The organism is Corynebacterium provencense (assembly GCA_900049755.1).
Taxonomy (GTDB): Bacteria; Actinomycetota; Actinomycetes; order Mycobacteriales; family Mycobacteriaceae; genus Corynebacterium; species Corynebacterium neomassiliense.
Map to the genome: position 1 here is coordinate 1,347,075 of LT160592.1, position 19,582 is coordinate 1,366,656.

The following is a 19,582-nucleotide window of genomic DNA, read 5'->3' on the forward strand; positions in this document are numbered from 1 at the left end:
CGATGCAGAGTTCTGTTCAGGGCACCATTGGAGCTGCACCGCAGTCTCCCCTGGTTTCCGTGGAATGGCTGGCCCGGCAGACAGGAGACCTTCCGGGATCCGTAGATCGCGCACCCGACCGACCTGATGTCCCGGTCATCATTGACGCTTCCGTTCACCGCGACCACTCCCTCAAGGGCACGGACCGGCACTACTCCAGCGGGTGGAGCGACTACCTCTCGGAGCACATCCCGGGGGCACTCTTCGCCGACCTGCTCCTGGATTTCTCCGATTCAGGTTCCGGTTTCCTCTTCACCCGCCCGACAGAACGACAGTTCATCAGCGCCCTGAAGAGATCCGGGTTCCCTGTCTCCGACACGAATACCGTCCGGAACGACGGCCAGGCAGTGCATCCGGCGGCACTTCCCCCGGAATCTGAACCGGAATCTGACCCGGAATCTGACAAGGGGAGCGCGTCACCCGGGGACGTCACCCTGGTCATCTACGATCAGCTGAACGGAGCATGGGCGGCCCGGCTGTGGTGGCTCTTCCGCTCCTTCGGAGTGTCCGGGGTGAAAGTCCTGGACGGAGGCCTGGCCAGGTGGAAGAGCTCCGGCTACCGGGTGCGCTCAGGAGAGGAGCCCAGTCAGCGGCGGTACCTTCCGACCATCAGACTACGGGAGGAGGAACCCGCCCACATGTTCACTGAACTGGAACAGGTCGGGCACCTGAGTGACGGCCTGAGCTCCGGTGACGCCACGCCACACCGGGCCGGCACGACACGCACGGAGCTGGTGTGCGCCCTACGTCACGAACAGTTCGTGAAGCGCGACGGAGATCCTTCCACCGGTCATATACCAGGATCTGTCAACTTCCCCTATGCCGACACATTGAATCCTGACGGTACCGTCTCCGACGAGAGGACACTCGCTGTCGCCCGCTCTCTCGGACTTCGACCGGAGAATTCACCGTCTGAGAACCTGATACTGTACTGCGGAGGCGGGATAAATGCTGCGGGACTTGCTCTGGCATTGACGGCCAACGGATTCACCAACTTGAGTGTTTTCGACGGGTCCATGACTGAGTGGCGCGCCGACCCGGGCCGCCCGGTAGCCTGAAGGTATACCGGTGCTCCCCTTTCACCGGGTGCGTATTAACGGTCACGCATAATAAGGAGCGTATTCTGAACACCAGGGATTCAATATATCGGCAGATTCGGAGTTCGCTCGTCAGTGGAGAGTTCAGTCAGAATGACCTCCTGATACCTTCTGCACTCGGAGAGCAGTTCAATGCGTCCCGGACCCCGGTCAGGGAAGCTCTGGCGCTACTGGAACACGACGGGCTCCTGACCAGGGAGACCCGGGGGTACCGCCCCCGTATCCTGACGGTTGAAGAGCTGCTGGAGGTTTTCGAGGTGCGGGCTGTCGTGGAGTCCTCGGCGGCAGCCGCTGCTGCCAGGAAGTACGGCGACGTTGACCTTGCGCACTTCGAAAGATATCTCAGGGGCGCGGGACCGGCCGGTGACCCCTCGCCCGTACCCGGCGAGCCCGTGGGCGAAGAGAGATCAGAGGAGCTGACCCGCGCCGACCTGAACAGCTGGCACGAGGTTGTGAGGAATGCCGCACACAACCGGACCCTGGTGGACGTTCTCGCCCGGCTCGACGCACAGATAAGGGTCTCAGCTCCCTGGACCCTGCTGTCCGGCACCGGCGATGCCCGGCCGTTGGCCTCCCGGGTGAATGAGCACATGGACATCACGCGAGCCATCATGGACCGTGACGCGAGCTCCGCACGCGCGTTGATGCAGCAGCATCTCGACCGTGACCAGGAGGCGAGGATCGGTCAGCTGGTCGGGGCGGGCCGGCGCGCGCATCCGGTTATCTGAAAGATTCCCGAACCCGGTTACCGTGGTCGCCCCTGCCCCTACTGTTCACGGCAGGTTCACTTCTCCGCCTCTCGTGGCGTACCCACGGTTCACCAGGGGATCGTAAGGTCCGCCCCCGTGACCAACTCAAGAAGAAGAAGAGCCCTCGCCTCTGTCGCCACAGTCAGCGCCGCCACCCTCCTCCTCACCACCGCCTGCAGCAGCGGTGACGAGGACAGCAGCGCCAGCAGTGCAGAAGCCACCCACGCCGAGGCAACCCCCGCGGCGTCCTCGGGCGAACTTGCCGACCGTGCCGCCGAAGGCGACATCACCACACCAGGTGGTGCCCGCCGTCTCGACGGTGACCAGACCGATTTCATCCGGGGAGCCATGAAGGACGCCGGCGCCAAGAATGTCATCCTGCTCATCGGTGACGGCATGGGTGACTCCGAGATCACCGCCGCCCGCAACTACGCCGAAGGCGCGGCCGGCCAGTTCAAGGGCCTAGACGCACTCCCGGTGTCCGGCCAGTACACCCACTACTCGCTGAACAAGGACGGCTCACCGGACTACGTCACCGATTCTGCGGCATCAGGTACCGCCTGGGCCACCGGAACGAAGACCTACAACGGTGCGATCGGCGTGGACATCCACGGCGCACCCCACGAGAACCTCATCGAGAAGGCCAAGGCCGCCGGCCTGGCCACCGGTAACGTGACCACGTCGGAGATCCAGGACGCCACCCCCGCTGTCCAGGCCGCGCACGTCGCGCAGCGCAAGTGCTACGGCCCGGAGGACGCCGAGGCCTGCGGTGACGACCTGCTCGACAAGGGCGGCAAGGGTTCCATCTCCGAGCAGCTCCTCGAAACCCGGGCGGATGTCACCCTCGGCGGTGGTTCGGAGAGCTTCGACCAGACCGCCGTCGCCGGCGAGTACAAGGGAAAGACCCTCATCGACCAGGCCAAGGAGCGCGGCTACCAGCTCCCGAAGAACGCCGACGAGCTCGCCGGCATCACCTCCGCCGACCAGGACGCCCCGGTTCTCGGCCTCTTCAGCGAGGGCAACATGCCGGTCCGCTGGGAGGGCAAGAAAGCGGAGAAGGAGGGCTACCTGCAGCCTGCCGAGAAGTGCACGGACAATCCCGAGCGCACCGCCGAGATCCCGAAGCTGGCGGACATGACCTCCAAGGCCATTGACCTGCTCAGCGCCAATCCCGCGGGCAAGGACAAGGGCTTCTTCCTCCAGGTCGAGGGCGCGTCCATCGACAAGCAGGACCACGCCGCCAACCCCTGCGGCCAGATCGGTGAGACCGTCGACCTCGATGAGGCTGTGCAGAAGGCTCTGGAGTTCGCGCAGAAGGACGGGGACACCCTCGTCATCGTCACCGCCGACCACGCGCACACCAGCCAGATCGTCGCCCCGGTCACGGAAGAGGATGTCGCCGACATGGCGAAGGAAGCCGGTGTCAGCGTGGACGAGGCCCGCGCCACCGTCTACCCCGGCCTGTCCCGGAACCTGACGACGAAGGACGGTTCGGAGATGACCGTCGCCTACGCCACCTCGGACAACCAGGATGTCACCGACCAGGGTCACACCGGCACCCAGCTGCGCATCGCCGCCTACGGTCCGGGTGCCGCCAACGTCACCGGCCTGACCGACCAGACCGACCTGCACTTCACCGTCGCTGACGCGCTGGGACTGAAGTAGCCGGGAACCCGCCGCGCAGCTCTCCCACTACTCCCCGACCCCGGGGGGAGCGCTCACCGGCAGCCCTGCCGGCAGATTGATTCACGGAGTTTCGGCGTCCTAAGGTCTCCACCATGACGTCAAGGAAACTCCGCGGCAACCTGCTGTTCAGGATCATCATCGCCATCATTCTCGGTATCCTGTGCAGTCTTTTCTTTCCGGACTGGCTGGGGCGGGGGTTCGTGACGTTCAACGGACTGTTCAGCAATTTCCTGGGACTGTTCATCCCGGTCCTGATCTTCGCCCTGATCACCCCGTCCATCGCCGGTATCGGCCAGGGTGCCGGAAAATGGCTCGGCATCACCACCGGCATCGCCTACGCTTCAACGATCATCTCCGGGCTCATCGCCTTCGGCGTCGCCACCGTCACCTATGACAGGCTTCTCGGCGACAGCAGGCCCGACACTCTCGGAGACATCGACGAAGGTGCCCTGACCGCGTACTTCGACATCGAGATGCCGGCCCCGTTCGACATCATGACCGCCCTGATCCTCGCTTTCTGCATCGGTCTGGCGATGACCGGCGTGAAGTCCGAGGTCATCTACGCCGGGGTCCGGGAACTCGAGGGCGTCGTCATGAAGGTCATCAAGGTCTTCGTGATTCCGCTGCTCCCGGTCTTCGTCTTCGGCACCTTCCTCGGAATGGGCATGAACGGAACTCTTCTGGACGTCATCGGCTCACTGGTCAAGGTCCTGCTGCTTGCCGTGGTGATGACGGTCCTGCTGGTCATCGGCCAGTACCTTGTCGCCGGTGCAGTCACGAAGACCAACCCGTTCCGGGCGTTGTGGAACATGATGCCCGCCTACGCGACCGCGCTGGGGACTTCCTCGTCTGCGGCGACCATTCCCGTGACTCTCGAATGCACGAAGAAGAACGGGGTGACCGAGAACGTCGCCGGTTTTGCCGTCCCCCTGTGCGCGACGATCCACCTCGCCGGTTCGATGATGAAGATCACCCTGTTCGCTCTGGCGTTGATCCACATGTTCGACATGGACATCAGCACCGGGAAGATCATCGGTTTCCTGTTCCTGCTCGGCATCATGATGATCGCCGCACCCGGTGTTCCCGGAGGCGCGATCATGGCGGCTGTCGGCGTCCTGTCCGACCAGCTCGGATTCACGCAGGACCAGATCGCCGTCATGATCGCCGCTTACATCGCCATCGACTCCTTCGGCACCGCGGCGAACGTCACCGGTGACGGCGCCATTGTCCTGATCGTCAACAAGCTCTCGGGGGGAAGCCTCGGGTCCGGTTCCGGCGTCGACTCCCGCGAGGCGGAGATCAACGAGACAGTCGCCGGGGAGATCACCAGGGCAAGAAACTAGGCGGGGAAACGGCAGGGGCACGAGTGTCCCGGCCGGGAAGAAGCGGCCGTCAGTCCACTGTTCCGATCCTGCTGACCGGCCACACCTTGAACCGGGCCTTGCCGATGACATTGTCGACGGGTACGGAACCTTTGTCCGGGTCATTCAGGTGGTAGCGCGAGTCCCTGGAATTGGTCCGGTTGTCCCCCATCACCCACAGCGCGTTGTCGGGGACGGTCACCGGCCCGAAGTACTCCCCCTGGCAGGCGTCGGAACCGGTCATCGGATCCACCGGGTACGCCCTCGGAGACAGAGTGTAGGAATCGTCGACCTTCTTCCCGTCGACCATGATCCCCGGGTCCCCCTGCCTGCACTGCACAGTCTGTCCACCGGTAGCCACGACCCTCTTGACCAGTGTGTACTCGTCAGGAGGGAGTATCCCGACGGTGGAGAGGACCTCCTGTCCGAAACGGATCACCGGGTTGCCGGAACGTCCGGACGTCCAGCCGTCCTCCCAGCCGGCAGGGGCGGAGAAGACCACCACGTCACCGGCGGCAGGTTCACTGAAACGGTAGGTCAGCTTGTCGACGACGATCCGGTCCCCGGTACAGCCGTCACAACCGACCAGAGTGGGCTCCATGGACTCCGAGGGAATCTGGTACAACCGTCCGACGAAGGTGTTGACCAGGCCGAGGACCAGCAGCGCCACCACCACGGTGACGAGGTACTCGAGCCACGCGGGGCGCTGTGGTTTACCGGGGTCTGACTGTGCCGCCTCTGCCTGTGTGCCGTCCGCCTGTGCGTCCGGGGTTCCGCCGGCCTGAGCACCGCTGCGTCCACTGTCTTCACTCACCTGTGCGAGCCTAGTCGCCGCCCGGCCCCGGGCCTTCACTGAAGGCGAACCAGCGGCCCCGGACCCGTTGCAGAGACACCTCGATACCGTAGAGTCTGCCGAGATTTCCTGCGGTGAGCACCTCATCGACCGGTCCGCTGGCGAGCACTCCACCGTCCCTGACCATGAGGACGTCCGTGGTGGACGCCGCGATCTCCTCCACATGGTGCGTGATCAGGACAGTGGTCAGGTCAGGCAGGGCTGCCCGCAGGTCATCGATGACCCGCAGCAGGATCTCCCGTCCGGGAAGATCAAGCCCCGTGGACGGTTCGTCGAGCAGCAGCATCTGCGGTTCTGTGACCAGGGCGCGGGCGGTCAACGTGCGGGCCTTCTCCCCCTGACTCATCTCGTGCCACCGACGGTCGGCCCTGTCACCCATGCCCACCAGGTCGAGCAGTTCCTCGGTTCGTGCACGGTCACCGGCGGTGTAGCCGAAGCGTCGGAGAAGGCCGTTGGACGCCGAGACCCCGGACAGCACCAGTTCCCGGGCCTCGAGATCATCGAACCTCTGGCGGGGATCGACGTACCCGATGATCCTGTGCAGTTCACGGACATCGGTGCGTCCCACGGTGCGGCCGAGGATACGGACTGAACCTGTGGTCGGGTAGAGGCGTCCTCCCGCCAGCTTCAGCATCGTGGACTTCCCTGCACCGTTGGGCCCCAGAACCGCCCAGTGGGTCCCGGTGGGGATGGTGACGCTGAAGTGTCCGACAAGGGTGTGGGGTCCCCGGCGGACCGTGACATCGTCAATGTCGACTGCCGTGGAGACGGTGTTCTCGGTCATGCGGGGCAGGGTACTACGCAGAAACCGGCAGCACGGGACGGAGGCTCCGGTCCGTGATTCCGCCAGTTCAGAGGGGCACGGTGATCTTTCTTCCGCGAGTTTCCCGAAAGTGGTTGTTGACGGCGAATGAGTATCGTATCGTGAACAACACAATCTGGAACGTGTGCTACAGATCACATCTGTAGCCCCGGAGGGCGCACACCACCTTCCGATCGACACCACCCCCCCCGGAGGAGAACCATGACCACGACAGAATCCCGGCGGACCGCCGACGGCGGAGACGCCGCCGGCGACCCCGCCGGAACCAACGGACACCAGCTCACCGCCGAAGAACAGAAGTGGATCGACAAGAAGAAGTACGCCTGGGTCTTCAGCCTCTTCCCCGCCGCCATCCCCCTGATCCTCTTGGGTGGCGTCGAATGGATGAAAGCAGTGGACGCCCCGGAATTCTTCGTCCACGCCACCTGGTTCCTCGGCCCCGTCGCCGTCTTCATCCTCATCCCGATCGGCGACTTCGTCCTCGGCAGGGACGGCGAGAACGCCCCCGAGGAGTTCGTCCCCCAGCTGGAGGAGACGAAGTACTACCGCATCATCTCCTACCTCTACTTCCCGATCATGCTCGCCAGCATCGTCCTGTGCTGCTGGCAGTGGACCTACGGTGGACTGACCTGGTACGACAAGCTCGGACTCGCCTGGTCCATGGGCATGACCTCAGGCATCGGCATCGTCGCCGCCCACGAGCTCGGCCACAAGAAAGGCAGCTTCGAACGCTGGCTCGGCAAGATCGTCCTGGCGATCCCCGCCTACGGCCACTTCTACGTCGAACACAACAAGGGCCACCACGTGAAAGTCGCGACCCCTGAGGACCCGGTGAGCTCCAGGATGGGCGAGAACGTCTACTCCTACCTGGTGCGCTCGATCCCCCGTCAGATACCGCGGGCCTGGAACGTGGAGAAGAAGAGACTCGCCAGAGCCGGTAAGAGCCAGTTCAACCTCGACAACGACGTCCTCAACGCCTGGCTGATCACCGTCCTGATCTGGGGCGTCCTCCTCGTCACCTTCGGTGTCGGCGTCCTCCCCTACATGATCATCCAGGCGGTCATCGGCATCGCACTGCTGGAGTTCGTCAACTACCTGGAGCACTACGGTCTGCTCCGCCGCAAGCTCGAGGACGGCCGCTACGAGCGGTGCTCCCCCGAGCACTCCTGGAACTCCGACAACCTCACCACCAACATCTTCCTCTACCAGCTGCAGAGGCACTCCGACCACCACGCCAACCCCACCCGCCGCTACCAGTCGCTGAGATCGGATGTCTTCGCCCCGGAACTCCCCGCCGGCTACGCCACCATGATCGCCACCGCGGCCATCCCGCCGCTGTGGACCCGGGTCATGGACAGACGACTGATGCAGTACTACAACTACGACATCGAACGGGCCAACCTGCACCCGGCGAAAGCCGCCAGACTCCGCAGGAAGTGGAACCGCATCGCCGACACACGCCACAGCGCAGAGGCGGTGTGACATGTCTCCCCGTACCCCGTCCACCACCCGCCCGGCGGCACAGGAAACCGACCTGGATGCCCTGCGTGCCCGGGGAGGCGGCGACATCCCGGTCACCGCAGCACCCCCGCAGAAGAAGACCGACCCCACCCTGCACTACACACTGTGCGCGGCACTGACGGTCGCCGGGGCGGCAGTCATCGTCCTCGGCGTCCTCGGTGTCCTCGGGGCCACCGGGGTCACCGGACACTCCGGGTTCCCCGGTTCTGCCCTGCTCGCGGAGATCCACCCCTGGTTCCTGCTGATCTCCCTGTTCTTCCTCCTCCCCGGGGTCGTGGGTCTCTACCGCGGCCCAGGTGAAACTTCGACCCATGTCATTCCACGGCCGAAGAACCGCAGACCTGTGGATCCGACCGCCGGTGCCGGCGGCGCGGCCGGACCGGCCCCCACCGCCTGACCCCGACCACCACTTCCACCCCGACCATCCTGCCGACGACACGAGGAGAAGAGACCATGGCCGTGTACGTATGTCCCGGATGTGACTACCGGATCGACACAGCGACAGGGGACGCCTCAGAGGGCTTCAGCCCCGGATTCGACTGGGACAGAGATGTCCCCGACGACTGGTTCTGCCCGGACTGCGGCGTCCGCGACAAGGTCGACTTCGACCGCGAGTCCTGACACCGACACACCGCCCGCCACACCACCCGCCACCACACCACTCGCCCGATCACACCACCCACACCGCCGAGAAAGGGACAACTGCCGTGAGCACCTCCACCATGACCGACTACAAGATCTGGGAATGCGCCCAGTGCGGCTACATCTACGACGAATCCAAGGGAGACCCTGAAGAGGGCTTCCCGCCCGGCACCCGCTGGGAGGACATCCCCGACGACTGGGAGTGCCCGGACTGCGGGGCCGCGAAAGCCGACTTCGACATGGTCCAGATCGGCTGAACGGGGTACCGCATGACACGCGTCGCGATCGTCGGAGGCGGCGTCGCCGCCCACACCCTCGTCTCCGCGCTGGTCACCGCGCACAGCAACCGGCCTTCCGGGGAGGACGCCCTGACCGTGGACGTCTTCAGCTCCGAACCCCACCTGCCGTACCGACGGCCCGAGGTCAACAAGGGGATACTGCTGTCCGGGAAAACTCCCGCGGACATCGCCCTGGCCGGCGGGATCTTCGACACCCCCGGCATCACGTTCCACCCCTCCACCACAGTCACCTCGGTCGACCCCGCCACCGGGACCCTCACCGCGGGAAACACCACCCACCACTTCGATGAGCTGGTCTTCGCCACCGGCGCCGGCCCGCGGCTCCTCGACCCCGGTGACCCCTCCAACGCCCACCTGCACGGGCGCGACATCCACCACATCCGGACCCCGGAGCACTCCCGCGCGCTGCGCGACAGGCTCACCGGACTGGGAGACGGAGACACCGTGGTCGTCATCGGTGGTGGGGTCCTCGGACTCGAGGCAGCGGCCGCGGCGTCCTCCCTCAGCGCAGCTCAGGTGCATGTCCTCGAGATCGCCGACGAAGTGTGCACCAGGATTCTGCCTCCCACCGCCGCGCGGTGGCTGCGTGACAGGCACCGCGACCACGGCGTCACCGTGACCTGCGGCCTCCCCCCGGATGAGCTTGCCGGGGAAGTGACCCGCCTCGACCCCGCCCTCGTCATCGTCTCCGTCGGCGCCGTGCGGGACACCATGCTCGCCGAGGACGCCGGGATCGCCGTGGGGGAAGGCCTCGGCGGCGGCATCTGCGTCGACGAGTTCGGGCGGACCGCCGTACCCGGGATCTATGCCGCGGGCGACTGCGCGGAGATCCACACCGCGGACGGGAGAGTCATCCGCCCGGAGGACGACGGGTCCGCGCGGCTTCTCGCCGGGATCGTCGCCGCACAACTCAACGGCGGCCGTGCGGGTACCGCCTTCACCGACTCCCCCAGGAAAGGCTGGACGAGGCAGTTCGGCCACATGCTCAACACCGTGGGAACGACCGGACTCACCGCCGCACCAGCGGGAGGGGCCACGGGACGAGCATCCGGAGAGCTCACCGAAGAGGTCGTCCTCGACACGCCGGAGGAACTCATCGTGCTCACCCGCGACGGTGACACCGTCGTCGGGGTGACCACGGTGGGGCGCAGTGCGGAGGTCCGGGCAGCGAAAGCGTCGCTGGGGACCGTCAGCCCACTGAGCAGCTGACCCGGGCCTGCTGCGCGATGAGGCAGACGGACTCGTTGGTGAGCACCCACCGCCCGTCACGGGCCACGTAGTAGAGATCGGCCGGCGGCTTGGATCCCAGCCCGATCATGCTCATCTGGATCGTGGCCGTCATCTGGTCCCCGTTCACGACGACCGGGTCGACCATCTCGTATCGGAAGATCGGGTAGTTGCGCATCTGGGTTCCGGCGTCCCTGATGGTCTGGACACCGGCCGGATCCTCCAGGTTGGACGCGATGTAGTCGTCCGAGGCGTCCGCGGCGAGGATCGAGTCAAGCTGGCTCTTCAGCTCCGCGTTGGACGGCTGGGGCGGGATGTCCGACGCCCCGTCATCGAAGACCCCGGCCTCGGCACCGGCGGCATCTGCGGTGTCCGCACTTCCGTCACCGGAACCGGTGTCGTCGACAGGTGCAGGCACCCCTCCACCGTTGATCCGGGCCGGTTCACCACCGGTGGAACCGGAGGACGCTCCAGTTCCACCGGCGGAGCCCGCCGCACCCGCTGCGCGGCTCGTGGTAGCCGCTGCCGAAGTGGTCCGCTTCGCGGTGGTGGAGTTCGCGCCCTTCTTCGAGGTGACTCCCGCGGCATTCGCCGCGTCCCCGGAGATCACGGTCACCTGACCGTTGTCCGCGTTGGCGAACATGACGGCAGCGCCGACCCCGATGACCACCGCGGACGCCAGTGACGACAGTCCCACGGACAGTGCGACGGTCGCCCACCGGGTGGATTTCTCGCTGCGTCCGGTCCTGTCCTCCTGCGGGTCTTCCTTCTGTGACGTGCCGGGGTCCGTGTAGTCGGCCATGTGACTCTCCCTGTTGTACGGCCGCTGTCGCCGTATGGTCCTGGTTATCGGTTCGCATGCCTCCGGACAGACGGATAATTCCAGGTGAGACCGGGGAACAAGCTTGTCGATGCACATAGTAGTATAGGCTGTCCAAATGTCATACAGGTTCAGGTCATCTTTGATCCGTGGGAACCGCAGGACCACGAGCGATATGCTGAGCTGATGTGTGACGAGCTACCCAACCGCATCTCCACCGGTGTCTCCGCCCACGACCCCTGGACAGTCGAAACGACCACGGGGGCCGTCAGAGGCCACCAGATCACCGGCGCCGTCGCCTTCCGTGGTGTCCCCTATGCCCGGCCTCCCGTGGGTGAACTCCGCTTCCGGCGGGCCCGGCCCCGGGACCCGTGGCGAGGTGTCCTCCTCGCCGACCGTCCCGGCGACTACTGCGCCCAGTGGCGCAACCGCACCGTCGGATGGACAGGTTCGGAGAACTGCCTGTGGCTCAATGTGGTGGTCCCCCGACCCGACGGCAGGTCGCCGGTGATCGACACCGGCGCGAACAGACCGGTCGTGGTCTATCTCCACGGAGGATCGAACATCCACGGTTCCGCCGCCGAACCTCTGCTGTCCGGGGAGCACTTCGCCGCCGCCACCGACGCCGTGTACGTGGCAGTGAACTACCGGGTCGGGATCTTCGGACAACTTGCCCTCGGTTTCGCCGACGACCTCGACCCCGGCCGCTTCGACTCGAACACCGGACTGTCCGACATCATCACCGCGGTGGAGTGGGTCCACGACAACGCGGAGGCGTTCGGCGGCGACCCGCACCGCATCACCGTCATGGGTGAATCCAGCGGCGGAGCGATGGTCACCGCCCTGTCGGCGGTACCGCGGATGAAGAACCTCGTGCACGGGTTCATCGCCCAGTCACCCGCCGCTGCGATGGTGCACACCCCCGACGGTGCCCGGCGTGCCGCGGACATGGCACTGGAGATCCTGCGCTCCGACGACGACGGAAAGAAGCCCCGCCCCGAAGGAACCGGGAAAGACCTGCTCACAGCCTCCCCCGAGGGTCTGGCCTGGCTGACGGAACGCACCAATGACGCGGCCTGGGGCCGGTGCGGCATCGCCGGGGGATTCGCCCCCGTCATCGACGACCTTCTCCCCGCCCACCCGCTGACTCCGGGCGCCCAGCTCGACATTCCCCTGCTCATCGGCACGAATCTCGACGAGTACGTTCTGATGCGCTGGGCCTACCCGTCAGCCCGGGCGTTCGCCACGGAGGCCCGGGACTTCGCCGAGAGCATCGACCCCGACCGGGCCCCCCGTGTGCTCGCGGAACTCTACGGTGACGGACGTCGGCGCGCCGACGCCGGACGTTTCCTCGGCGACGCCCTGTTCACCGCACCGGCCGTCAGAATGGCCTCCCAGCACCCCACCGGGAGGACGTGGATGTACCGGCTGGACCTGTCCACCCCCGCCTACGATCTCGCCGGAATCGGGGCGACACACGCTCTGGACCTGCCGGTACTGTTCGGCCGCTACGACTCAGGCCGGGGACCCGGCGCGCTGGCGCTCGGCGGCAGGCAGCGCATGGCCGCCACGACCGCGGTGATGCAGGACCGGTGGAAGAGGTTCATCCACGACGCCGACCCCGGGTGGGAGCGCTACCCCGTCGGTCTCGCCACGCAGCTCTTCGACGCCGGCGAGCGCACGGTCACCGACCCGGACCCTCAGCTGAGAGAGGCCTGGGCCCCGGTGAACCTCACCGGGTTCCCGCGGTAGCAGACACACCGTCACCGGTTCCGCGGTCCGGGGTGGTGGCACGCCCGGCGTCCCCCACCTCTGAAGCCCTGTCGGTGTCGGCGTCGGCGTCAGCGTCGGTGTCGGCGTCGGCGTCAAGGTCGAGACCGTGGTCGCCCGCGGCGTCCCACACATCCCTGTCCCAGATACCCGCGCGCCTGGCCACCACCGTGGCGACCAGTGCCTGGCCGGTCACGTTCACGGCGGTGCGCCCCATGTCGATGATCGGTTCGATCGCCAGGAGCAGCCCCACACCCGCCAGCGGCAGGCCCAGGGTCGACAGGGTCAGGGTGAGCATGACCGTCGCGCCCGTCGTTCCGGCGGTGGCCGCCGAGCCGATCACCGAGACGAAGATGATAAGAAGGTAGTCGGTGAAACTGAGGTCGAGTCCGTAGAACTGGGCGACGAACAGGGCCGCGACCGCCGGGTAGACCGAGGCGCAGCCGTCCATCTTCGTCGTCGCGCCCAGCGGGACAGCGAAGGACGCGTAGGCCCGCGGCACGCCCATCGCCTCCTCTGCCACGCGCTGGGTCACCGGCATGACACCCATCGACGACCTGGTGACGAACCCCAGGGAGGTCACCGGCCAGACCCGACGATAGAAGCCGACCACAGGCAGACCGTTGAACTTCAGCACCGCCGGGTAGATGACCAGCAGGACGATCGCCAGTCCGACATAGATCGCCAGCACGAACCTGCCGAGGGAACCCAGGGCGTCCCAGCCGTAGTCAGCGACCGCGTGGCCGATCAGGGCACCGGTTCCGACCGGGGCGAGACGGATGATCCACCACAGCACCTTCTGCACCACGGTGAGCAGTGACTCGGTGACATGCAGGAACGGTTCGGCGGACTTCCCCGCCTTCACCGCGGCGACGCCGAGGGCCAGGGAGATGATGAGCAGCTGGAGCACGTTGAAGCTCACCGAAATCTCCCCGTCGGAGGACGCCGAGGCCCCGAGACCCAGGAAGTTCCCGGGTACCACCGAGTCGATGAAGCCCATCCAGGATCCGGTGTGGGAGGGCTCTGCTGCGGTGGCGGCGTCAACGGAGGTGCCCGAGCCCGGCTTCATGACGAGTCCGACCAGGATCCCGGCCAGGACGGAGAAGAAAGCCGTGATGACGAACCATGCGAGGGTGCTCGCCGCCAGCCGGGCCGCGTTGGCGACCTTGCGCAGGTTGGCCACGGAGGTGATCACCGCGGTGATGATCAGGGGCGGGACCATGGTCTTGAGGAGGTCGACGTAGATCGACCCGGTCCGGTCCAGGAAGGTGGCGAGCCAGGGGTCGGCGCCGTCACCACCGGCGCCCTGGGCCCGGGCGACGAACCCGAGCGCCAGCCCGACGAGCAGGCCGAGGATGATCTGGGGGCCGAATCCGGTGAGCCACGAGGGCAGGTTCCGGTCCCGGCCTGCCGGGGATGTACGGGTTTCCTTCGGAGTACCGGGGGATGACCCGGTAAGGGATGACCCGGTAAGAGATGACTCGGTGAGAGGCAAGGTGTTCTCCTGACGTTCAGTCGGGCTCAGACCCGTTCCGGTTGTGAACAGATCTGTCTATTTCGGACCGCCACTCTACGCCTCCCCGCCGCCGCACGGTACCGTCTCCGCCGGGTTTCTGTGAGTTGCCTGGAAGATTCGTCCCGGCTCCATGCCAGAACCGCAGGTGAACCCCCCACAACTCGCCACCGACATGCGGACGGCACTAGCGTGAACAGGCAATGACTCTCTTACCGCGCACCTCACCTGCCACTTCACCGGCAGCCGCCGCCACAGCACACCGGACTCTCCCCGGCCTGCCGAAGATCCGGGTGCGGGACGCCGTCGACGTCACCGCCGTCGTCACCGGTCTCGTCGCCATCAACCTCACCGCCCACTTCACCTCGCTGAGCTCGGCGATGGCCACCGTCCCCGTCGGGGTCGCCTGCCTCGTCGTCATGGCGAAAGCCCGCGGTATGACGCTCGCCGACCTCGGTCTCGGACGGGGCACCCGGCGCAGGGGTCTCTACTACGGGCTCGGTGCGGCCGCCCTGGTCCTCGTGGTCGTCGCCGCCGCAGTCGCGCTGCCCGCGACCCGCGGCTTCTTCTTCAACGAGTCCTATGCGTCACTGCGTACCGCCCTCATCGCGGCACTCGTGATCATCCCCCTGCAGACCGTCCTCCCGGAGGAACTGGCCTTCCGCGGTGTCCTCCACGGGACACTGGCCCGCCTGGGCGGGACAAAAGCAGTGTTCATCGGAGGTTCACTGCTGTTCGGGCTGTGGCACGTCGCCAGCTCACTGAGCCTCACCGCGACGAACGTCGGACTGACCGCGCTTCTCGGGTCCGGTTCCGCCGCCCAGTGGGCGGGTGTGGGACTCGCCGTCGCAGCCACCGCCGGGGCCGGTGCCGGCCTGACCTGGCTGCGTCACCGGACCGGCAGCGTCCTCGCCCCCATCGGACTGCACTGGGCACTCAACGCCGTCGGGGCACTGGCCGCCGCCGCTGCCTGGCACTTCCTGTGAGCTTCTACTCGCAGGCCGTACCGTCGTCGTCACCGTCCATGCCGGAACGGTAGCCCGGCTCACCCCGGTGCAGCGGGGCGGCTCCCGCAGCCCGGGCCGCCGCACAGTTCGCGTAGTACACCCCGGCAGGATCTACCGGAACACTTTCCGGGGAAGGAGCTGCCGGTGCCGGAGGAACTTCCGCGACGTCGCCGACCGGTGCGCCACCCGTTCCCGTGACATCACCGGTGCCGGTGGTCGTGCCGCCGACCGTGCCTGTCCCGGTGCCACCGCATGCCGAGAGGACCCGCACCATGGCGTCCTTCTCCGCCGGGGTGACCCACAGCGCGTAGGTCGCCTTCACCCCGATCTGCTTCGACACATAGGTACAGCGGAATGCCTTGTTCGCAGGTAACCAGGTCGCGGCGTCCCCGTCACTCTTCTGCTGGTTAGCGGGACCGTCCACGGCAAGCAGATTCGCGGGATCATTCGCGAACTGTTCACGGCGTTCCGGGGTGAGCTGCTGCGCCCCTTTCTGCCACGCGTCCGAAAGAGCGACGACGTGGTCGATCTGCACGGCACTGCTCGTGTCCTGTCCACGGACGAAGCCGATCGCCCGGCCGGTGTACGGGTCATCCAACGTCCCGGACAGTACCCGGCAGCTCCCCTCCTTGAGCGTGACACCGGTGAGGTCACGGGCGAGGATGTCGTTGCGGGTGTCGCAGCCGTTGCGGTCGACATCAGCCCACTCCTGGCCGAACTGTTCACGGCTGTACCCGGTCTTCGGCGCGCGGCCCTTGACCGGCAGAGTGTCCAGGGTGGCGAGCGCAGCGGCGACATCCCCGGAATCTCCCGCACCGGCCGGCGGTGCGGCCCCGTCAGCTGCCGTGCCGGTCGCCGGATCAGTCGCCGGGTCAGGGGACGTTACGGAGGCGGGGGCCGGCGCCGGGAATCTCACTGTGGGGGAGACCGCCACGTCCCCGGGAACGGAGGTCGACGCCGACGAAGCGTCCCCGCCCGCCGAACACGCCGACGCCGTCACAACGGCGGCCAGAAGGGCACCTGCCACCGCCACCTTCCGCAGAGGACGCCGAGAACCACCGGGTATGCCGGACGCAGCCGGGGTCACTCCCGTCGTAGAGCTGTTCACCTTGCGCTCTCCACCTGTACGCCCGCCCGGTCGGTCACTTTCGACGTCGCCGGGCGTGCGGGCACGGGACGGGCCCTCCACGCCGAGACGCACAGCAGTGCCAGGCAGACGATGCCCGCCAGGCCCTGCATGTTGCCGTAGAGGTACTCCACCACCCCGAAGTCCGACAACGACCACGGGCCACTCTCGGAGAAGACCTGGTAGTGGTGGTTCGGGGTGCTCTGGTAGTCGACGTCGTCGAGTCTGCCGAAGGAGAGGTTCGCTGCGACGAGAAGTAGTGTGCCGACAGCGGTGGGCCAGTCCCACAGCTCCCTGCGGCCCGCCACCAGGACGGTCGCCTGGAACGCGAGCAGGGTCACGGCCACGATCACCCCGGTCCAGTGATGGGTCACCGCGATGGGAGAGGAGACGCTCACCGCCAGGACCAGGACCAGCAGCACGCTGACCGGACGCCCCGCCGCGGACAACCGGTACACGGCCCAGCCGGCGACCGCGGCGATGAGCAGCAGCCCGGGAACCATGACGGTCTGCGCGGTGTCCGGATCCATACCTGCACGGGTCAGCAGACCGGTGAGCGCCTGGTTCGGCGGGTAGCCCGGCCCGCCGCCACGCTCACTGTTGAAGAACTCCTCGGTCCAGAAGAACAGCGAGTCCGACGACCGGAAAACCCATCCGGCGACCACGGTGACAAGGAAGGCCGCGAAGGAACGGGCCAGGTCACCCCACCGTTTCGTCACGAGGAACACCAGTGCGTAGGCGGCAGGCGTGATCTTGATCCCCGCCGCCACACCGACACCGGCACCCCGCAGCTGTCGCGGGGTGTACCCCAGCAGGTCCACGGTCACCAGCAGCACGAGGAAGACGTTGATCTGCCCGTACATGAGATGGACCTGCAGGGGTTCGAAGAGCAGGGCGAAACCCAGTGCCGCCAGGCCCGCCACCGGCGCGGCCCTGCGGCAGCGCACGGCCGTGACATCCTGACCCGGCAGCAGGACGGTGGTGAGACGGTGAACCGCCATGGTGAGCACCAGCCAGGCTGCGATGAGGGACGCCCAGGTCCACACCATCTCCATGACCTGTTCATCCATCCAGGTCAGGGGGACGAACAGGACAGCGGCCACCGGCGGATAGATGAAGGCGAAGCCGGACCGGGACGGGAATCCCTCACCGTAGAGCGGAGCATGGTCCAGTATCGCCCGGCCGGCGTCCGCGAAGACGCCGACGTCCAGGAGGTAGGCGTCCCGCGTGTGCGCGAGCACTCCCCTGGTCTGCCAGATGAGACACACCAGCCCCAGGATCATGAACACTGCCCCGAAGACCTGCACGGCGGCGCGCCTGCGGGGGGTTAGCCCCGGGACAGTGTTGACACGGTTGTCAGCGTTGTCAGGGGCCTGGTTCGGTCCCCTGTCCGGATCCGGTGCAGGGGAGGTTGCGGGAGTCGAGGTCTTCATCGCCGGACGAGTTTACCCCGCGGAGCAGGGGCCACCCCCGCTGCTCCGTGCCCCGGCCGTGCCCCGCGTGTGCCCCAGCCGTGCCCCAGCCGCGGTGGAACCGGTCCGGGACTACTCTCCGTCCGGAAGGTTGCCCTCGCCGTTCTCCAGGTGTGCGCGGATGAACCACTGGAACTGCTCCATGGCACGGATCTGGCCGATGAACATGTCCTCGGTCACCGGATCGAGTTCGGCGAGAGCGGAATCCGCCTCACGGGAATCGGTGATGACCTTGTCGTAGACCTCGTTGAGGGCCAGGAGGTGCTGGGTGACCGTGCCCTTGTTCACCGGGTACTGCAGGGGCTCCCTGCCCGGCGCGTGGGAGTCCGGGGTGCCGATCGGCTCCCCTCCCAGGGCGGCGATACGCTCGGCGACTTCGTCGGCGTTCGCGCGGATAGCGTCAACCTCCGGGTCGATCATCTCGTGGACACCGATGAAGGTCGGCCCCACGACATTCCAGTGGGCGTGCTTGAGGATCAGATGAAGGTCGTTGTACGCGGTGAGACGTTCCTGCAGGATGTCGATGACCTGCTTGGCATTCCCCTCGGAAAGACCGGGGGCGGTGAAGTTACTCATGGTGTGTATCGCTCCTTCAGCGGGCATGTGGTGGACTGCCTTGTCCGTCTGTGTCGACGGACCCACTTCCGAGGGTATCGCGGGACGTGGCCGCACGGTCGGCTTTTCACCCCCGGATGTGGCACCGGGAAGGTAACGTGAGCAGAACTATGTCCCGATCTGCGCCGTTCACAGTGCCCCGTGCCCTCCGCCGTCCCCTGAAGAGGTTCGAGAGGACCGTCGCCACGAGGGTCTTCTCCTCTCCCCGCTCCTTCGAACGGGGGCTGGCCCTGTGGCCGCCGTTGGCCGGTGACGGGGTGAAGGTCCGCAATATCGCAGACGACTGGTCCTATGGCGAGGTCGTGCTGCATCTCAGCCCGCTGACGCAGAACATGCACGGGGCGGCGTTCGGGGGAACCCTGTTCTCCATGACGGACTTCCTGTTCGGCACCCTCGTGATGAAGCGCCTGGGAAGGGACTACGAGGCGTGGACCCGCACCGGACAGTTCCAGTTCCTTTCCCCGGGACGCAACGGTGCCCGGATGACCGCCGAGGTCTCCGACGAACTGTGCCGGAGAATCCTCGACGACATCGCCGCCGACGGTTTCTCCAATGTCGCCTTCACCAGCGTGATCACCAACCCGGACGGGACGGTGGCCGGGGTGGGCCAGCAGGATCTCCACGTCCGTCCACGCAAGGGCAGGGAGGCCGCGAGGACGCCGGGGGCACCACGTGGGGTCGACCCCACGATGAAGGCCAGGGAACCCGAGGGCATGACCCTCGAACACCTGGTCACCGCCGCAGCATGGCGTGCCTGGGGCCCGGCGGGCACCGGTGAGCACGGCCTGCTGACCTCGGTCCTCTCCGCCGCCCGCCGGATCCCCTCCCCCGAGGACCAGGCCCGTCACGTGTGCGGGGAGATCCTGTCACGCGGGGCACTGACCCGCGGGCAGCTGCGGGAACTGTGCATCCCTGACCGGCTGCTGGGCTGAGCCGGCCTCACCGGGATACGGGCCCCGGTG

19 protein-coding genes and 1 pseudogene are annotated in these 19,582 nt (G+C 66.7%); 13 read left to right on the top strand and 7 right to left on the bottom strand.

Features of this window, described 5'->3' with window-relative positions:
* Positions 1-2: 2 nt before the first annotated feature.
* The 5 genes and pseudogenes from BN3906_RS06140 (at position 3) to BN3906_RS06155 (ending at position 4,914) form a co-directional block, all read left to right on the top strand.
* Entirely contained in the window at positions 3-1,097 is a 1,095-nt protein-coding gene (locus tag BN3906_RS06140; RefSeq protein ID WP_147592820.1) for a sulfurtransferase, read from the top strand.
* Positions 1,064-1,330, top strand: a pseudogene (locus BN3906_RS15345) (GntR family transcriptional regulator); the annotation flags it as partial. The gene BN3906_RS06140 and the pseudogene BN3906_RS15345, both read left to right, overlap by 34 nt.
* Positions 1,331-1,393: 63 nt before the next feature.
* Positions 1,394-1,864, top strand: a complete 471-nt coding sequence (locus BN3906_RS15050; protein WP_261796865.1) for an FCD domain-containing protein — start codon at positions 1,394-1,396, stop codon at positions 1,862-1,864.
* A gap of 117 nt (positions 1,865-1,981) precedes the next feature.
* Complete coding sequence (phoA, locus tag BN3906_RS06150) at positions 1,982-3,550, top strand: alkaline phosphatase (RefSeq protein ID WP_066585428.1); 1,569 nt, start codon at positions 1,982-1,984, stop codon at positions 3,548-3,550.
* Between the two features lie 113 nt (positions 3,551-3,663).
* Positions 3,664-4,914: a dicarboxylate/amino acid:cation symporter gene (locus BN3906_RS06155; RefSeq protein WP_066585430.1), complete on the top strand. Its 1,251-nt coding sequence runs from the start codon at positions 3,664-3,666 to the stop codon at positions 4,912-4,914.
* Between the two features lie 49 nt (positions 4,915-4,963).
* Here the strand turns inward: BN3906_RS06155 and lepB are convergent, their stop codons facing one another.
* Both lepB and BN3906_RS06165 read right to left on the bottom strand, forming a co-directional pair.
* Positions 4,964-5,746 carry a signal peptidase I gene (gene lepB, locus BN3906_RS06160; RefSeq protein WP_066586234.1) on the bottom strand — a complete coding sequence of 261 codons (783 nt, stop codon included), beginning with the start codon at positions 5,744-5,746 and terminating at the stop codon, positions 4,964-4,966.
* A 10-nt stretch (positions 5,747-5,756) separates the two neighbouring features.
* On the bottom strand, positions 5,757-6,569 hold the full coding sequence (locus BN3906_RS06165) for an ABC transporter ATP-binding protein (RefSeq protein WP_130840175.1): 813 nt from the start codon (positions 6,567-6,569) through the stop codon (positions 5,757-5,759).
* A 240-nt stretch (positions 6,570-6,809) separates the two neighbouring features.
* Between BN3906_RS06165 and BN3906_RS06170 the strand changes: the two genes are divergently transcribed.
* From BN3906_RS06170 to BN3906_RS06190, 5 genes are all read left to right on the top strand, one after another.
* The gene (locus tag BN3906_RS06170) at positions 6,810-8,090 is read left to right on the top strand and encodes an alkane 1-monooxygenase (protein WP_066585432.1); all 1,281 of its coding nucleotides are present in this window, start codon (positions 6,810-6,812) and stop codon (positions 8,088-8,090) included.
* A 1-nt stretch (position 8,091) separates the two neighbouring features.
* Positions 8,092-8,526 carry a hypothetical protein gene (locus BN3906_RS06175; protein ID WP_187119896.1) on the top strand — a complete coding sequence of 145 codons (435 nt, stop codon included), beginning with the start codon at positions 8,092-8,094 and terminating at the stop codon, positions 8,524-8,526.
* Between the two features lie 56 nt (positions 8,527-8,582).
* A complete protein-coding gene (locus BN3906_RS06180; protein ID WP_066585434.1) occupies positions 8,583-8,750 on the top strand; it encodes a rubredoxin in 168 nt (55 codons plus the stop codon).
* A 101-nt stretch (positions 8,751-8,851) separates the two neighbouring features.
* The gene (locus BN3906_RS06185; RefSeq protein WP_066586241.1) at positions 8,852-9,028 is read left to right on the top strand and encodes a rubredoxin; all 177 of its coding nucleotides are present in this window, start codon (positions 8,852-8,854) and stop codon (positions 9,026-9,028) included.
* A 12-nt stretch (positions 9,029-9,040) separates the two neighbouring features.
* Complete coding sequence (locus tag BN3906_RS06190) at positions 9,041-10,279, top strand: FAD-dependent oxidoreductase (RefSeq protein WP_066585443.1); 1,239 nt, start codon at positions 9,041-9,043, stop codon at positions 10,277-10,279.
* Here the strand turns inward: BN3906_RS06190 and BN3906_RS06195 are convergent.
* Positions 10,260-11,099: an MTB12 C-terminal domain-containing protein gene (locus BN3906_RS06195; protein ID WP_066585446.1), complete on the bottom strand. Its 840-nt coding sequence runs from the start codon at positions 11,097-11,099 to the stop codon at positions 10,260-10,262. The two genes, BN3906_RS06190 and BN3906_RS06195, sit on opposite strands and share 20 nt — an antisense overlap.
* Before the next feature lie 204 nt (positions 11,100-11,303).
* On the opposite strand from BN3906_RS06195, the gene BN3906_RS06200 reads away from it, so the two are divergent.
* The gene (locus BN3906_RS06200) at positions 11,304-12,869 is read left to right on the top strand and encodes a carboxylesterase/lipase family protein (RefSeq protein ID WP_066585449.1); all 1,566 of its coding nucleotides are present in this window, start codon (positions 11,304-11,306) and stop codon (positions 12,867-12,869) included.
* Here BN3906_RS06200 and BN3906_RS06205 read toward each other — a convergent pair.
* Positions 12,850-14,280: a dicarboxylate/amino acid:cation symporter gene (locus BN3906_RS06205; RefSeq protein ID WP_066586244.1), complete on the bottom strand. Its 1,431-nt coding sequence runs from the start codon at positions 14,278-14,280 to the stop codon at positions 12,850-12,852. The two genes, BN3906_RS06200 and BN3906_RS06205, sit on opposite strands and share 20 nt — an antisense overlap.
* Before the next feature lie 323 nt (positions 14,281-14,603).
* On the opposite strand from BN3906_RS06205, the gene BN3906_RS06210 reads away from it, so the two are divergent.
* Entirely contained in the window at positions 14,604-15,386 is a 783-nt protein-coding gene (locus BN3906_RS06210) for a CPBP family intramembrane glutamic endopeptidase (protein ID WP_078057173.1), read from the top strand.
* Positions 15,387-15,390: 4 nt separating this feature from the next.
* On the opposite strand, the gene BN3906_RS06215 is transcribed toward BN3906_RS06210, so the two are convergent.
* The 3 genes from BN3906_RS06215 to BN3906_RS06225 form a co-directional block, all read right to left on the bottom strand.
* Complete coding sequence (locus tag BN3906_RS06215; protein ID WP_261796866.1) at positions 15,391-16,515, bottom strand: GmrSD restriction endonuclease domain-containing protein; 1,125 nt, start codon at positions 16,513-16,515, stop codon at positions 15,391-15,393.
* Positions 16,512-17,966 carry a glycosyltransferase 87 family protein gene (locus BN3906_RS06220; protein WP_078057174.1) on the bottom strand — a complete coding sequence of 485 codons (1,455 nt, stop codon included), beginning with the start codon at positions 17,964-17,966 and terminating at the stop codon, positions 16,512-16,514. Before BN3906_RS06220 ends, BN3906_RS06215 begins: the two co-directional genes overlap by 4 nt.
* A 111-nt stretch (positions 17,967-18,077) precedes the next feature.
* Positions 18,078-18,581 carry a Dps family protein gene (locus BN3906_RS06225; RefSeq protein WP_066585455.1) on the bottom strand — a complete coding sequence of 168 codons (504 nt, stop codon included), beginning with the start codon at positions 18,579-18,581 and terminating at the stop codon, positions 18,078-18,080.
* 149 nt (positions 18,582-18,730) lie between these two features.
* On the opposite strand from BN3906_RS06225, the gene BN3906_RS06230 reads away from it, so the two are divergent.
* The gene (locus BN3906_RS06230; RefSeq protein ID WP_066585458.1) at positions 18,731-19,552 is read left to right on the top strand and encodes a PaaI family thioesterase; all 822 of its coding nucleotides are present in this window, start codon (positions 18,731-18,733) and stop codon (positions 19,550-19,552) included.
* Positions 19,553-19,582 lie beyond the last annotated feature (30 nt).

Bases quoted from the DNA above. Each gene is read 5' to 3' on its own strand.
- BN3906_RS06175 (WP_187119896.1), top strand. From the start codon at position 8,092: ATGTCTCCCCGTACCCCGTCCACCACCCGCCCGGCGGCACAGGAAACC.
- BN3906_RS06220 (WP_078057174.1), bottom strand. From the start codon at position 17,966: ATGAAGACCTCGACTCCCGCAACCTCCCCTGCACCGGATCCGGACAGG.
- BN3906_RS06195 (WP_066585446.1), bottom strand. From the start codon at position 11,099: ATGGCCGACTACACGGACCCCGGCACGTCACAGAAGGAAGACCCGCAG.
- BN3906_RS06165 (WP_130840175.1), bottom strand. From the start codon at position 6,569: ATGACCGAGAACACCGTCTCCACGGCAGTCGACATTGACGATGTCACG.
- BN3906_RS06155 (WP_066585430.1), top strand. From the start codon at position 3,664: ATGACGTCAAGGAAACTCCGCGGCAACCTGCTGTTCAGGATCATCATC.
- BN3906_RS06200 (WP_066585449.1), top strand. From the start codon at position 11,304: ATGTGTGACGAGCTACCCAACCGCATCTCCACCGGTGTCTCCGCCCAC.
- BN3906_RS06170 (WP_066585432.1), top strand. From the start codon at position 6,810: ATGACCACGACAGAATCCCGGCGGACCGCCGACGGCGGAGACGCCGCC.
- BN3906_RS06185 (WP_066586241.1), top strand. From the start codon at position 8,852: ATGACCGACTACAAGATCTGGGAATGCGCCCAGTGCGGCTACATCTAC.
- BN3906_RS06225 (WP_066585455.1), bottom strand. From the start codon at position 18,581: ATGAGTAACTTCACCGCCCCCGGTCTTTCCGAGGGGAATGCCAAGCAG.
- BN3906_RS06230 (WP_066585458.1), top strand. From the start codon at position 18,731: ATGTCCCGATCTGCGCCGTTCACAGTGCCCCGTGCCCTCCGCCGTCCC.
- BN3906_RS06140 (WP_147592820.1), top strand. From the start codon at position 3: ATGCAGAGTTCTGTTCAGGGCACCATTGGAGCTGCACCGCAGTCTCCC.
- BN3906_RS06180 (WP_066585434.1), top strand. From the start codon at position 8,583: ATGGCCGTGTACGTATGTCCCGGATGTGACTACCGGATCGACACAGCG.
- BN3906_RS06190 (WP_066585443.1), top strand. From the start codon at position 9,041: ATGACACGCGTCGCGATCGTCGGAGGCGGCGTCGCCGCCCACACCCTC.
- BN3906_RS06210 (WP_078057173.1), top strand. From the start codon at position 14,604: ATGACTCTCTTACCGCGCACCTCACCTGCCACTTCACCGGCAGCCGCC.